Below are 15,088 nucleotides of genomic sequence, written 5' to 3' on the forward strand. Positions count from 1 at the left end.
TTTTACAACTTTCGTTACATGTCTGATAAAAGAAAAAATATTGAGACTGTAATTGGCCTGTACAACATGATTCCGAATGTTGTTTGGTCGGTGATAAATTTTACACCGGTTTATTTTTTCTATGCACTACCCGGAAACTTACATTATTTATGGATTGTGATAGCCATCAGCCTGGTTGGATTTTTTTTACCAAAATCCTTCTATAGCCGATTACAACTCAGCAATTCAATACGCACTTATAACAAACTGGGCATACGCATTGTAAGAAAATACGCGCAGGATGGGGATCTCATTAACAGACTCATCAGAAAAAAATACCCGGGCTATAAACCGCACATTCAGCCAAACTTTAGAAAGCATATCGGAAAAACATATTTCTATGAAAAATTCCATTTCGTTTGTCTGCTCTTTTTCTTGCTTACAACGGTGCTGGCATTTATGCAGGAGAAAATAATATTGGGGAGTCTGATCACCATTGCCAATATACTGTACAATGTGTATCCAATTCTCTTGCAGCAATATAACCGGCTTCGCATTATGCTGCTGCTCAAACATACGCGCCGGTTAGCTCCCGATGAATAACAGGATCTTAAGTACTTTTGTGCTCAATATGTTTTTTGTTTTATGAGCTCATCGTTGATTCTTTCCACATATAAAATTTTAACCCGCGACATCTCGCTTTATGTGCCTGAACCCGGAAAAATTGTTGAAGCATTTAAAGAAGATAAAAACAGGAACATTTTTGCCGCTGCTCCTTATTGGGCACGCGTATGGCCGGCTTCAATTGCAATGGCTACATATATTGAAAAGAACAAAGAATTTTTTGCCAACAAAAAAGTCCTGGAACTGGCCGCTGGCCTTGGCTTACCTTCACTAATAGCAGCAAGTTACGCATCTGAAGTTTGCTGCAGTGATTACCTCGAAGAAGCACTGTCTGTAATACAAAGCTCAATTGCACTTAATAGCATCACCAACATGTATTGCCGGTTAATAGACTGGAACAACGTTCCTGCCGATGCAGATGCCGACGTTCTATTATTGAGCGATATTAATTATGAGCCGGCAGCATTCGACACCTTGTTTCTCGTGTTGCAGAAATTTATTCAGCAAGGCACATCCGTTATTTTAACTACACCGCAAAGATTAATGGCAAAGCCGTTTATAACACGCTTATTTCCTTTTATAAGACACCAGGAAGAAATTAGTGCTATCATCGGTGAGCAGCAGTCATTTATTTCGCTTTATGTACTCGGCTGATTCGTTTCGGGGCTTGTCTTTTACCTTAAAATTTTAGGTCACACATTATTCTCATTTGTTTAATTCATAATATTGCACGTACCCAAATTTTTCGTACCTATGTTTTTACGCCTTAAGCCAATTCTGCTAACCGCATTGTTTTCAGCCATTTTTCTTTTAGCCTTTTCACGCGAGCCACTACCTAAAACGTTGCTTTGGCGCATTTCCGGTAACGGTTTGCAAAAGCCATCTTTCCTCTATGGAACTTTTCATCTGAATGACAAACGTCTATTTCAGTTTACAGATTCTGTATATCATTCAATTGAAACGAGCCAGGGTTTGGCGATTGAAGTGAATCCTGATGAAATGGCCGCATATTTCGTTAATAAGCTTTTTGATGAAATAGGGAAAGGAAAAAAATTAAAAGATCTTCTTTCCGAAAAAGACTATGAAAAGTACAGCGGTGTACTCTCAAAAAAACTAAAGAAGCCGGCCGACAAAATAACCAGCAACGATATTCTCAAGGAAAAGAATAAATGGATGTCTGACTATTTTGAAAAGGGAGAAATGCCCACTTTCATGGATGCCTACCTGTACAATATTGCGAGGCGCCAGGGAAAATGGCTTGGGGGAATTGAGGACCTGTCTGATCAAACCAGTCTCAGGGACGACCTTATCGATCAGTCGGATATTACTGCAATATTACATTCTGAAAAAGGCGAGGCGGACAAAGCAATGGAAGAAATGATTCGCCTGTATACTTCTCAAAATATAGAAGGCATTGATTCTTTCACAAACGAAACTTCTTCAGAGAAGCAAAAGGACCTAATCCTGATTCATAGAAATATTAAGATGGCGCGCCGCATGGATAGCCTGGCCAATGAAAGAAGCATGTTCTTTGCAGTAGGTGCGGCCCATCTTCCCGGAGATAGCGGTGTAATTCAATTGCTAAAAGACAGAGGGTTTAATGTAGAGCCCGTTATTTCTGCTAACAAAATAGCTCCGGATAAATACACATTCACAGAAGTGCCAATCCCCTGGCAAAAGGTAACAGACGATCAGAATTATTATAGCACCAGTATGCCGGGAAATCCTGCAGAAATTAAAATGTATGGTGTTGTTAAAATGAAATTCCTGCTTGACCTTTTCAACTTCAAAGGATACTGCACAATGGCCAGCGCCATTCCCGGCAATATCACCAACCATGATAGCCTGCTTGACCGCATGGGAAAGGGAATGTACAAAAACACAAAAAATGTGGAAGTAAACAAGCTTTCAAAAAATGGTATTCCGGGAAAGGAATTTATATATACAGTTGACAATTATACAAACCGTGTTCAAATATATTTTCAAAATAATATTGCATACATGGCCCTTATATCAGCCATGAAGAAATCCGGTGTAAGTGATGAAAGCGCAATAAGGTTTTTTGACTCGCTTAGTATCAGAAAAAATATCCCGGTCGTTGCAGCAGAACAAATGTTCTCATTTAATGATCCATTAATGGGTGTTAGCTTAAACGCGCCAGCAGAGTTAACCTTTAATAAAGAATTGAGCAAATCAAACGAGGGCTGGAAGGTTAGAACCTTTTCGGGTGTAGATGCACATACCGGTTCATACATATTTCTTATGAGCAAGGATGCAACCGACGGACTATACATAGTAGATCACCGGGCAATTTTTGAAGACCTTGCAAAAAAATATAGGGAGTTATACCCGAAGGTTACAGAAAAAGACAGAACTGTTAATGGTAGATTCTTTCGGGAATTAACATGTACAGGCAATAAGGATAACCCATCCATACACATGCGGATCATTATTGCGGTGGCCAATAATCGTAATATTATCTTTTCCATAGTTGGAGATAAAACCAGCATATACAATAAACAAGTTGAAGACATGTTTAGCAGCGTGAGGATTAATATTAAATCCACTGCTGCCTGGAACACACAACAAGCTCGGGACAGTTCATTCACGGTTTGGGCGCCACAGCCGTTAAAACGGATTGAGGCAACTGAAGATGCAAAAGCATACACCGTTACCTATGACAGCACCACTGCAATGTCTTTTATGATATTTGAAGACACATTGGGTAAGTACAACTGGTATGAAAGCGATAGCGCATTCTGGCATGAAAACATACATTTCAATACGGAGACAGACTCTGTCATTTACGACAAACGTGAGAAAATATTATCCGGTGAAACAAGGAGCGCCCTTTTAGAATCAAAAAATAAAAACGTTTTTACAAGAACGAAAATGCTTGTTAACGGAAACATCCTGTACAAATTATTTGGCTTTGGCGACAGAGAAATACTGCAGGAAGAGAATGCCGAAAAATTCTTCAATTCTATAAGTTTTAAAAATGCTGCAACGGGTAATTATATTACAATTTCGAAAGCATCTTTGATTTTACAGGATTTAACCAGTACCGACTCTGCCACAAGAGTGCAGGCATACACCGCTATTACTGACGCACCATTCTCTAAGAATGATCTTGTGAGTTTACGAGACGCACTTTTCAAAAATTATGAGTCTCCATGGCGTGATGAAGACCATTATAATTCAGTTGCTGTTAACAGGCGCATTAGTAATAAACTGCAAAAAATGCAGGATACGTCTGCAGTAAATTTTATAGAGAAAGAATATCCTGCATTAAAGAGTGAAATGCGCCCTCTTGCATTGGCAACGCTTGCAGGAATAAACACAACGGATAGTTATTCCGCGCTGGCAAGATTGCTGGATAAAACGGCGCCGATAGATCGTTTTGAATACAGCTTTTTCGGTAATCTTGAAGACAGTTTATCATTAACGGCCGAAATATATAAACATCTTTTGCCGTTTGCCAAAGATTCAGTGAATGCCCCTTCCATTGCGGAGCTCATGTTGACATTGGTTGATAGTGGCTTCATTAAAATAACAGACATTGCGGCGTCAGAGAATCAATTTATCGAAACAGCTAAATCACTGCTGCCGTTCTATAAAACAAACACGGCTGACAGCAGTAATTACAATTATGACATCTATTCCTTATTAAAATTAATCGGCAGATATAATTCTCCGGTAGGCATTCAGACGGTGAAAAGCTACCTTTCGGCTAAGGAACCTTATCTGCTCAAAGTTGCGGCGCTTATCCTTCTTGAGAAAAATGAAGAAGTAAATGCATCGGTATTTACAACGATCGCCGCCGACAGATCAATGCGTACCAGGCTCTATGACGACTTGAAAGAAAAGAACAAAACATCGCTGTTTCCGCGTAAATATTTAACCCAGTCATACTTTGCAGAAAGCCTTGTTTATAATGCTGCTTCTGATGAAGATCTACCTTCTTCTCTTAAGTTCTTAATGCAAAAGCAAGGCACATACAATGGAAAGACTTACAACTTCTTTTTGTATAAAGTGACTTACGGAGAAGGTGATGACATTTCATCCTATTTGGGTATTGCCGGTGGCTTTAGCTCAAATGCAAATAATATCGAGCCTCTTGATGATGTTTCCGGAGTTTATTGGGAAGAACAGTTTAGCCAGGATAATATTTCAAAATTCTTCAAGGCATATCTAAAGTCTTTAGAAGAAGAAAAGTAAGCATATAAATAAGGCTTCATGAACGGGGAAATTTGTGTTGAAATGGTTTTTCAACACAAATTTCCCCGATTTGCATTTGTCATTATCGCTGCAACATCTCATTTTGCTGACGAACGCTAATTGTCATTTCGACGCAGGAGAAATTTCTTAAAATTGAACAGATAGATCTAACCTTTTTATGCAAATTTTCAACAGCTCTAATGTCGGGAGAGTGTTAGAATTCATTTTTTGGCGGCAATTTTAAAGCTTGCTTTGGTTTCATCATATACCATACGAGAAAGATCTGCTATGAGTTTTATTATAGTTCTCCTTACCAAGTGTTCCGCTTCCTCCCTTTTCTCCGGAACCTCTTCGTTAAAATCATACCGTTCGTGTTCACAACGAAAATAAAGCTCTTGCCCAAAGCTCTTTTTAGGCTTAAAAGTTTTAAATAAAAGTATCCCCATACTTGAAAGAATAATATTAATTTAATTCAAAAGCCCTGGCTAGACAGCCAAGGGCTAATCACTTTAAATCGAGATTGCAAGTTACTAGTGTGATTCTAAAATGCCATGTCGTAAAGGGTTTAAAAATACTCCTGGAATTATTTTTTAGAGCTTGCTCATTGGCACAATTCCCGATTGCAATTGTCCAACTTATTAATTTTTTCCCAAAAGACAGACGTTTATTTTTGATGCCACTAAGATTCTTCGCCATCTTTCACTTTCCCTAACTAGGACGGGCGCTTAAATTTTTCTACAAACCTTATTAGTGTGTCTAACTGAGGGGTTGTAATGTCTGGATTTTTGATGCTGCTAATACTCGCATTTAACTTTCTTCCATCACAGTTGAGTTCAACATTAGCACGAGAATCGTCATATATTACAGGCATTAATCGACCCAATGTATCATAACTACCAAATTCTATGCTACTGAAAAAATCCTTTGTAAGAGCAAATAGAGTATCGCACAAGTTTTTTGAAAATGCAATTTCAAAAGTATCATTAGGAACAAATTTGTGAATACTGGGATTAACCTCGTCAACCTTGCTTCTATAAGAAATATTGTATAAAACTAAAGGTTTTGTTAATGGGTTAGTGAATCTTACGGAATCATAAGTATTAATAAACAAATTATTTAAAACGTACTTAGACTTCTGCTCACCCAATGCATTTGAAATATCAATTGCAATAAGATACTCATATTTTTTCACTACTTGATACTTACCGTTTATCGTTTTGTTATTTTCACTATTACAAGAAGCAAAAAACAAAGTGCAAATAAGCATAAATAAAAAAAAACGATTCATAATAATTTATTATTTGGATTAATTTAACTAGCTGCTTCTTCGATACTATTAATCATTACCAAAGCTGTTATTTGTATTATAAACCTTTCCGTTTTTATCTACTTGATAAGGATCATTCAAATTATGAATCAACATCTAAAACCCTTGTATTCTCATATCGATATCGAGTATTGAAAGTAGGTACAATAAGGGATGCAGGAACCGCAGCTATTTTTATTCCACTGGCTGTAATCTTTTAAAAAGTCACTTTATATAATACGCAATTGTTAGTAACAATCTGGGTATTGAGGTTATGGCCTGAATACTAGTGTATCGCTAAACCCCAAAGTTTCAATGTGAAGTTTATACACAAAACCTTTACTCAAACGTAACGTATCTCCATTAAAATGGTACCCCTCATTTTCTAAAAAAAAGTATATTTTACTTTTTCCATCACCATTAAGATTCTTATAAATATTTTTTTTCCCTATAAAATTATTAAGTGTGTCATATTGCTCAATCGCCACGGCCCTTATAGGAGAGTTATTTTTTTCTTCGACAAATTCATAATCTTTGCTAATCAAAAAAACGGGTTGCTTGGCATGGCAAGAATAAAACACAACTAAAATAGTTGGTAGGTAAAAAAATACTGCTATCTGAATTACTTTCATAATCTAATGCTCTTTTTTTTCAGATTGTAATCTATTAAAATTATCTACCAATTTCATAAGATCATTAAACGCTTGCGTGTAAGCCTTCTTATCGGTATTACCTTGAGCAGTCTGCATTTGTTGCAGTAGGTCTAGAATTTTATTGCCCGATTTTGTTACCCCATTTTCGGTAGTTGTGTAGTTTTGAGAGTCGTAAAAAGAATCGAAACGTGTTTCATATCGAATAGCGTCCTTTTCTATTTCAATTTTATCATGCAGCTTATTGGGGTCCGTTGTCTTATTTTCCGCCGCTTTTGATGCAGCATCTATTCCATATGAAAACAACCAAGCTGCCACAGCCTTTTGGTAATCTTTGTTAGAATTAAAATCTTTTCCAAACGCGTCAATAAACTGCTGAACATGGGCTATTTCATGTCCTGTTAGCTTTAACCAACTTTCTCCACTATTATTGGCTGCGTAGTTTCCTGTATAATTTATTTCAAAGCCTAATGTAACAGCACCGTTTTTATAACCAGTTAATCTGTCATGAAGTGGTTGATTTATAACAATATTGGCTTTAGCACCTGTAGTCCAAAAAGAATTACCGTATAACCTTGCATACATTGCCACAACTGGCAAATTAAGTTTCGTTTGCCCAGATTTATTTTTGCTGGCTATGTATGCTGGCTCTAATCCATCTAAATCTATTGCAACTGTCGGCTCGTTTCCTGCAAACTGATAAGGCGCATATTGGGCATAGTGATCTGCAAGCCTATCTTGTACAAAGAATCGTCCTATTTGATTATCATAAAACCGATGTTTATAATCATACCACTCAAGACCACTTCCATCACTAAATTCACTATGTTGTTGCTCATACCCATTGAAGCGATGTTTGTTCTCCGGCTTACCCGCCGCCTTAGAGCTGATGCCCGTCATTTGCAGGCCGAATGGATAATAGTGTGTTTCCTCCACCAACGGCCCTCGTTCATCACTTACCTGGAAGTTATCAAAGTACACCAGGTTGTTGCTTTCGTTACTAATATAAGCATACGCAAAACCATTCTTCGGTGCTTCTTTGGCAACTTTTACAATCGGCTGCCTACTTCCAACGGTGTTTACCTGCACTATTTCACTGTTCTGTGCTACAAATTTAAACTGTTCGTCAAAAAACAGGATATTTAAATAAGCTTTGGGTAACGTGCTGGTTGCAGCCGTTGTCTGAGGCCTTAGCAGGCTGGTAAAATCGGTGCTATTATTCAGGCCATTAGCAACAAGATTCCCGCTTCCTTTCAGTGCGGCTCCTGCAGCTCCATTGTTGATGGCTGCGGCCAGGCTCGTGATCACGCTGCTGATGCCATTGGCATTACTGTTATCAGTTGTTGCAGCCGGTATATAATAATCAACGGTTACATTTAGTTTGTCCGTAGCCATCACTTTGATAATCTTCCCCACACCGATACTTTGTGCGCTCTTCTGTAGCAACTGCACCTTGCCACCATTTAGACTTTCGTCACCAAAAGCACCAGGTCTTGTTGTGCGTGCTACATCCACATTGGAATAATACAGCTGTTCATTTGCCTGGGTGGCATCTTCAAAGCTCGCCAGCGGATAGTTGTCTTTTTGTTGGTCATCAGTGAGTACCATCCTTACGTTTCCTAAATGATCTTTTAAGAAATAATCATAGGCGTATCCTCCTTTAGAAAATGTACTTTTCCGCATCCTTCCTTCTTCACTCCCGATGTATTGAAGGATATTGTCTTCATAAACGTAATTGCCCAAATAAGTGGTGGTCCTTACCGGTTTACCTGTTTCTGCTATCCTTTTTTCCAACTTGTTACCCAGGGCGTCATAGATATAAGTGATCGTTCCCTTATTTTGTACTGTGATCTGCCAGGGCAGGTTTAGATGATTGTATACAATACCACCAGCCGCAGTAGTACCAATGTCTTTGTTTAAGTCCTTTACCATGTTGCCATTTCCGTCATAGCTATAGTCTACTTTAGTATAAACATTAGTCTCATTCTTATTGGGGCTATAGGCACTGGTTCTAAAATCTCCCAGTGCTGTCTGTGCATCATTGTTATTGTCTAATACACCTTGCAATCTGTTGCTCAAATTGGTATTGTAATAGGCATAAGTGAGATTATCGATTTGTGTGCTGCTTGTACCTTTCAGGCCCCATTGTTGCATCTGTTTGATGTTACCGTTTTCATCATAAGCGGTTCCATTATTGGTACCATCGGTTCCCATCTTTAGCGTGAAGTCAATACCTGCAGAATTATTCCAACCACTGGAGTTTTGCTTGAAGTCGGCAAAAAGCAGCCTATTTACCCGGTCATAACCCAAACCATAACTACGCTCAGCTTTATCCCCATTGCTCTGCCAACGCATACCCGCAATATTGCCATTGTATTGATTGGTTTGATATCCCCAATCATAGCTTAGATCCATGCCGAACCATCGGTTAGCTGTAGCCTTGGTTGTCGTACCTCCGTACCCCTCCCAGTTGATGCCTTTAAGCCAGCCGCGGATATTGTACCCATAGTCCTGGGTTTCCATTGCGGTTGCCATCAGGTTGCCTGATGCATCCTTTTGCTGGCCCACTTGTTTGGTTTTTAGTTTTCCAAGTGCATCGTAACTGTTGCGGGCAATTTTGCGCAATGTGTTGTTGTCGTCATTAAGCTTTTTTCTTACTTCTAATACCCTGCCTGCATGATCATAATCGGTTTCTGTTAAGATTGCCTGATTAGTGGCGCCTGCTGCGGGATTATTGTGCACCTGGTAGCTCGAGATCACTTTACCTGTAAAATCATAACGGCTGGTAACTATATCCAGACCGCCCTTGTAGTTATCCGACTGCGTCTGTACAGCTCGTCCTTTGTCATCATAAAAACTTGCTGTTTCCAGCCATTTGCCGGAACTAAGATTATTTACATCTTCAATTGCCCTTACCTTGCCTCCGGTAGCTAATCCTGTAGTTTGCGTATTTGTGACCGATGGCAGGTTATCACCATAGCCATTGCTACCAATTCCCAGCTTACTATTGTATACTGCATTGTATCTTTTGGCAGTAAAGCTATAGTCATCGTAATAAGTATTGGTCAACGCAGTATAACTGGCGCCTTGTGGCAAAGGATTAAGCGACACTGTGGCCGTGTTGTTATCAACAGAAGTTCCAGCACCCACAATTGCGGCTTCAAATGAAGCTCCGTCTTCACTGGTAAATCCAGGTAAAAACTCAATACTGTTGGTTGCGCTATACTTTTGTACACCCGCGGTACGCTGGCTAACCTGCAGATTTGCCGATAAATCTTTGATCAATGCGGGCAGATTGTTTTGATAAGTTTGAAGGTTATCGCGTGTGGAAGAAGAGTAAAGAATCCCCGTTTGAATAGGTCTGTTTAATTCATCATAGATTGTATATGCCCACTGGTTCTTGTTTTTCAAGTTTGCATCTTGCGTGAGCACCAGTCTGTCGACGGCGTCATAGACCAAGTATGTCCATCCTGCGCCTGGAGTTTTTTTTGCAATCATTCTTTCCCGGCTATCATATTCATAGCGAAAGCAAAGTTCGTTTACTATTGTTTGACTCAAAATCCAGCTTCCTGCCGTAATCATAGCAGCGACTGCTTTGGGTGGAATAACAAAGCGTAGTGATCCATAATCATCGTACACATAGTAGGTACACAAAAAGTTTTGATACCCTGAATAATCAATTGAAACACTCCCGTTCTGTATTTTTTTCAAAATCAATTTGCCCTCGGCATCTTTATACTCCACAACAGCATTGTTGTTTTCGTCAATCGTAACAATTTTGTATAAGGTGGCAGCAGCAAAAGCCGTTGCAACAGTTGGGATATTTTGGCCGTCTGTAACATTAAAAGCATAGTTATTGTCTATCTTCCATTTTTTTACATCGTCCCCACTAAGATTGAGAAGGTATTTTGTTTCGATTCCCTTGCTAGCTCCTATCCAGCTATTACCTGCAGCCATACTTTTTATAGGCCTGCTTAATAAAGACGCTTCAAACTCGGTCTTCCCATAATAAAGCTGCTCTCCGGACAATGAAGGTTGTTGAGAGAGGTAAGTGCTGCTGTAAAACGTTTTCTGATCACTAAAGGAATTAGGTTTATAGTTTCCATCAGTTCCGTTCGCATAAGGTAAAAACTGGTATGCCTCGCGACCATAATCATCATAAGCAACAGGAGCTACAACATCTTTAGCGTCTGGTGCGGCATGCCACAGGACCGTCTGTAGTGGCCTGCCAAGCCCATCAAAATACGATGTTGATCGTTGTACTTCGGTTTCGGACCTCGAGGTGCTAATCACATCTGTTTCCTGGCGGTACGGACGGTTGGGTTGCCAGCTACGCACAAAGTTGACCGGCGTAGTGGCAGGAACCCCTGGTAAAAAAGGCATAACGTTTGTTGTTGACGTTTTTGTTGTTTGGGTAGGTACATTTGTCTGCGCAATTACCTGCATTACACTCATCCATCCAATTAGCGATACAATACCATATATAGACTTACACATTGTTAATGATTTACATTTTAATATTGAATTCTAATATCTCCGTCGGTAGTAAAACTCATATCGTAGAGCGTTCCATTGTTTACTCCAATCAGGGATCGATAGGTAATGCCATATTGGTATAGCTTTACTTTGTCAGAGGACGAAAACGCTACATGGTATTTGCCAGCAGGTATGGTAAGTTTTACATTAGCTGAGTTGGGAGCAATGATAACCGGGCTTCTCGGTCCCGTTATTGTACTTACAAACAACACTGTAATTGTTTCATTCGTATTATTGGTTGCTAGAAAATTGATGTTATAGCTAGTGCATGTGCCGTTTGTATTGGCATAATTCTGTCCATTTACATTTGCATCTTGTTCTGCCTGCGCATCAGCGTCTGCCTGGCTGATGGTACTTGTGTATTTTCCCGCCGGAACCGTGTATGTTACAGCAGATCCGACCGCGGACCCGCTGCAGTTGTTACGTGTAAAGATGGTTGGCAATGCAGCGTTTTTGAAAGTTTTTTCTACGCAATCTGTTTGATTGCCCGCAAAATCATAACAAAATTTCTTCCGGATATTTTTTTGTGCATCCCTGATTAAACTAAGCCGGGAAAGAATATCGTAGTCATAATAGGCGATGCTGTTGCCGGCATCACACTCACTTGTTATGCCAACAAGCGGCGCATATGTATAGGATACTAGTTGTGCATTTTTGGGATACAAACGGACTTCATCAATTGTTGCTGCTCCGGATATCGAAATGGAAGTTGAGTTTTTGACAAGATGTTGATAATAAGTCCAGCCATCTACTGTATTTCCGGTTAGCGAAGAAACACTTCCGGAAACCGTACAGATCCCATTCTTGCTCCAATAAGAGACCACATATTCATTAACACTATTCAACCCGCTTTTAGTCATGGTTCCCGCAGTCAGGCTATAACACATTTTACCAGTAGGAGCAGTATTATCATTAACAGGTGTTCCGGCGAAGGTCCAGTTCCCTTTCGCTTCCGCTTCAAACGAAGTATAGGCTACATCACCATAAGTCGCATTGGTAATTTTTGCCACATTATACTGATTGTTGTAGTCCCAAAACAAACTTGTCGTTTGCCCATTTACGGTGTATTGCTGAAGATTTCCGTTTGATGCATCGTAGCGGTTGTAATTAATCTTCTGTGGATCATCTGCATAAGGATGTTTTCGCTTGGAAACAAGCGCCGCATCTTCCAAAATTCTATCCCCTTCCTGGCGAAAGGTTTTCAAATACTTATACACTTCCGTGGCCGACCCGTTATCATATTTTTTAGATATACTCAGTGAAACAATATCTGACAAACGATTGGCAGTAACCATGCTATTCCACATAAGAATGCCTGCGCCATAGACAGGCCTTGATATGTTGGTTTCTGTTACATAGTCCGTGTTTAATGTCCGGACTGTACTCAAGGCCAACTGGTTGTAATTATCGTAAGAATTGGTGGTTTCCACTTTTAATGCCTGGCCATTAGCATAGCTGGTTGCGGTAGATTTGGATACCAGCGTTTCAAAATCGAAAATCGGATAATAGCCTATCATGTTTTGCTGAAAAGGAAAAACTCCTTTATCATTTAGAATAAACAAGGTTCTATAACCGAATAGCCGCGCCCCATAGTAATAATTTGAACCCTTATTGACATATTGATAATCCTCCTGTTTTAATAACGTGGTAGTATTATCATAATAACTGACCGTTTTAACCGACCCATTTTCTGGTAGTGCACTATTTTTGATGGCAGGCAAGGTTACATTGAGTTGGCAATATTGTAACGCAGCGCTGTTGACTTTATCAGGGTTATTATAGAACTGCATTGTCTTCTTCCCCAGCGCATTTCCTGAAGGATCAACATCCTGCATAGCCACTTGATCATATCCTATTCCATTGATGGATGAAAAAGGACTTGGAGCATAAAATCCTGCTGCACTCACTTCATTGATCGTTGACTGGCGCGCATAATATTGATCTCCTTGTTTTGGCATTAGCCATGTATAAGGGTAAGATTTAAAAACCTGTATTGGTAATATTGCTTTGCCCCCACTGTAGCTATAGACAGTTTTTTTAGACTGCGTTTGATCATCCCTCTTATGTATCACGGATTTTATCCTTAACCCATTCCCCGAAGAAATGGTATTAGTAGTTGCAGCATAATCCGGATACCATACATTATCGAACTGGTTTAATTCGTACTCAAATTCAACAGTTCCGCCTGTAGGATATTTGATTTTTTCCAGGATGCCAGCCTTGGCGTATTCAATATTGGCAGAGTGATTATTACCGTTATCACCTAAGTCAGTCTTTTTAAATCTTTTGGGATTGGGAATTAGAGAAGTATTGGTCAGATTCCCATTGTAAAATCCCCAGAAATCCTGGGCGAAGCAATTTTTAGGAGGCAGTGGCTTATTGTTGTAAGTAAACTCATATAAAGCCCCATCACTCTGACGCAGCGATTTGAGCCGAAGCCTTAAGTTTGCATAGGGCTTATAATCGTCTGAAAGATTATACCCATTTGTTGGTGCAGTTAAATAATCGAAGTAATCGTAGTTAAATTTAAACTCTTTCGTAACGCTTGCTGCAGAAACAGAAATTCTGTCGAGTTTATATTCATTATTAACATCATTGCGCGCAGATAGCGAAAAATCGATTTTGCCTTTTGGGAAAACAATAGATGTAATGATTAAGCGATCTTCGGTTGAAGTAGACAAGTCATAGGATAGAAGACCAGAACTGCCAAACGCATTGGATATGCCGCAAGCATCTGAGGGGTAGCCAAGGAGTTCCGATTGCGCTATCCCGGCTGTTCCTAACACACCCAATTTCCAATTTTGTGAAAAGTTGGGAAAAACCTTACCATTTGGTGTCCTTTGGTAATTAAAAGTGATTGTTCTTTTGTTGTTAGTCACAACACGTGTCAACATCCACATTTTTGACGAAGTGGTTAAGGAGCCACTCCCACATGCAGAGGCAATACTGCTGGTTTTAACTTCAGCCTTTTCTTCGAAAAAAAACTGTTCACCTGTAGGCACCTTAATAGCCCATGTGTCACCATTTTTGCTAACCTGATAACCCTTTTTATTCAGGACGATAAAAGTGTTGCCAGGCCCATCCCAATCTAAAATAAAGTTGATGGAATGGCCTGGAAAATTAGCCTGAAAAATATCAGGTTCAGCATCATATGATTCATGGTTTTGAAAAAAAGCCAACCGTTGCTGATCAAAATCTCCTTTAACAGGCATGTAGTAATCTGTGACAATTTTGTATGAAAGCTCCGGCAATGTCTGCGCTATAGGAAAAGGATTAGACCAACCAGGACCAGGTATCCAATGTCCTGCATCAGTCATTTTGGCGCTATAATCCCAACGTCGGGGTAATTCAGTGGGTAGTGGCCCATAGAAATAATCTGGTCTCATTTTAACCAGCGGCTTATTCATATAACTACCAAAATCATCTCCATCATTCACAGTTTGAATAATGCTTCCAAATTGCAGATTCCATCCCAAGCCAACCCAGCCGGCTTCTTCCGAAACGCGAATGCCGTTGGAGTGATACGATAGATTGACTGGAATTTTTACTCCGTCTTCCTGTATTTCGTACAAGGGTATTGAAATGCTCGGAATACCGGTATACTCGCTCACCGGCATTTCTGTATACTTTATAAATTGAAACTCGGCAGGAGTAACTGTTTTAAAATTATCAAACAGGGGTTTATAAGATTGCGCATGTAAGTGCTGAAAAACGAAAACTGCAAGCGCAACAAGTAATATTATTCTATGTCTCATTACGGTAAAAATTGTAATCG

Annotated in this window: 8 protein-coding genes; 3 read left to right on the top strand and 5 right to left on the bottom strand. The window is 39.5% G+C overall.

The window, feature by feature from the left end; genetic code table 11:
- The first annotated feature begins 18 nt into the window (after positions 1 to 18).
- The 3 genes from QTN47_RS15285 to QTN47_RS15295 all read left to right on the top strand — a co-directional run bounded on the left by QTN47_RS15285 (position 19) and on the right by QTN47_RS15295 (position 4,821).
- Positions 19 to 582, top strand: a complete 564-nt coding sequence (locus QTN47_RS15285) for a glycosyl-4,4'-diaponeurosporenoate acyltransferase CrtO family protein (RefSeq protein ID WP_369330263.1) — start codon at positions 19 to 21, stop codon at positions 580 to 582.
- A gap of 42 nt (positions 583 to 624) precedes the next feature.
- Positions 625 to 1,257, top strand: a complete 633-nt coding sequence (locus tag QTN47_RS15290; protein WP_369330264.1) for a class I SAM-dependent methyltransferase — start codon at positions 625 to 627, stop codon at positions 1,255 to 1,257.
- Positions 1,258 to 1,356: 99 nt separating this feature from the next.
- The gene (locus QTN47_RS15295; protein WP_369330265.1) at positions 1,357 to 4,821 is read left to right on the top strand and encodes a TraB/GumN family protein; all 3,465 of its coding nucleotides are present in this window, start codon (positions 1,357 to 1,359) and stop codon (positions 4,819 to 4,821) included.
- A gap of 221 nt (positions 4,822 to 5,042) precedes the next feature.
- Here QTN47_RS15295 and QTN47_RS15300 read toward each other — a convergent pair whose 3' ends face one another.
- The 5 genes from QTN47_RS15300 to QTN47_RS15320 all read right to left on the bottom strand — a co-directional run bounded on the left by QTN47_RS15300 (position 5,043) and on the right by QTN47_RS15320 (position 15,068).
- A complete protein-coding gene (locus QTN47_RS15300; protein ID WP_369330266.1) occupies positions 5,043 to 5,267 on the bottom strand; it encodes a hypothetical protein in 225 nt (74 codons plus the stop codon).
- A gap of 266 nt (positions 5,268 to 5,533) precedes the next feature.
- Positions 5,534 to 6,109 carry a hypothetical protein gene (locus tag QTN47_RS15305; RefSeq protein WP_369330267.1) on the bottom strand — a complete coding sequence of 192 codons (576 nt, stop codon included), beginning with the start codon at positions 6,107 to 6,109 and terminating at the stop codon, positions 5,534 to 5,536.
- Between the two features lie 290 nt (positions 6,110 to 6,399).
- Positions 6,400 to 6,759 (bottom strand): hypothetical protein, encoded by a 360-nt coding sequence (locus tag QTN47_RS15310; protein ID WP_369330268.1) that lies wholly within the window; start codon positions 6,757 to 6,759, stop codon positions 6,400 to 6,402.
- Positions 6,760 to 6,762: 3 nt separating this feature from the next.
- Complete coding sequence (locus tag QTN47_RS15315) at positions 6,763 to 11,274, bottom strand: DUF6443 domain-containing protein (protein ID WP_369330269.1); 4,512 nt, start codon at positions 11,272 to 11,274, stop codon at positions 6,763 to 6,765.
- 17 nt (positions 11,275 to 11,291) lie between these two features.
- On the bottom strand, positions 11,292 to 15,068 hold the full coding sequence (locus QTN47_RS15320; protein WP_369330270.1) for a DUF5977 domain-containing protein: 3,777 nt from the start codon (positions 15,066 to 15,068) through the stop codon (positions 11,292 to 11,294).
- Positions 15,069 to 15,088 lie beyond the last annotated feature (20 nt).

The sequence above is a fragment of the Danxiaibacter flavus genome (assembly GCF_041060425.1).
GTDB classification, from domain to species: domain Bacteria; phylum Bacteroidota; class Bacteroidia; order Chitinophagales; family Chitinophagaceae; genus Danxiaibacter; species Danxiaibacter flavus.

Bases quoted from the DNA above. Each gene is read 5' to 3' on its own strand.
- QTN47_RS15285 (WP_369330263.1), top strand. From the start codon at position 19: ATGTCTGATAAAAGAAAAAATATTGAGACTGTAATTGGCCTGTACAAC.
- QTN47_RS15315 (WP_369330269.1), bottom strand. From the start codon at position 11,274: ATGTGTAAGTCTATATATGGTATTGTATCGCTAATTGGATGGATGAGT.
- QTN47_RS15290 (WP_369330264.1), top strand. From the start codon at position 625: ATGAGCTCATCGTTGATTCTTTCCACATATAAAATTTTAACCCGCGAC.
- QTN47_RS15300 (WP_369330266.1), bottom strand. From the start codon at position 5,267: ATGGGGATACTTTTATTTAAAACTTTTAAGCCTAAAAAGAGCTTTGGG.
- QTN47_RS15310 (WP_369330268.1), bottom strand. From the start codon at position 6,759: ATGAAAGTAATTCAGATAGCAGTATTTTTTTACCTACCAACTATTTTA.
- QTN47_RS15305 (WP_369330267.1), bottom strand. From the start codon at position 6,109: ATGAATCGTTTTTTTTTATTTATGCTTATTTGCACTTTGTTTTTTGCT.
- QTN47_RS15320 (WP_369330270.1), bottom strand. From the start codon at position 15,068: ATGAGACATAGAATAATATTACTTGTTGCGCTTGCAGTTTTCGTTTTT.
- QTN47_RS15295 (WP_369330265.1), top strand. From the start codon at position 1,357: ATGTTTTTACGCCTTAAGCCAATTCTGCTAACCGCATTGTTTTCAGCC.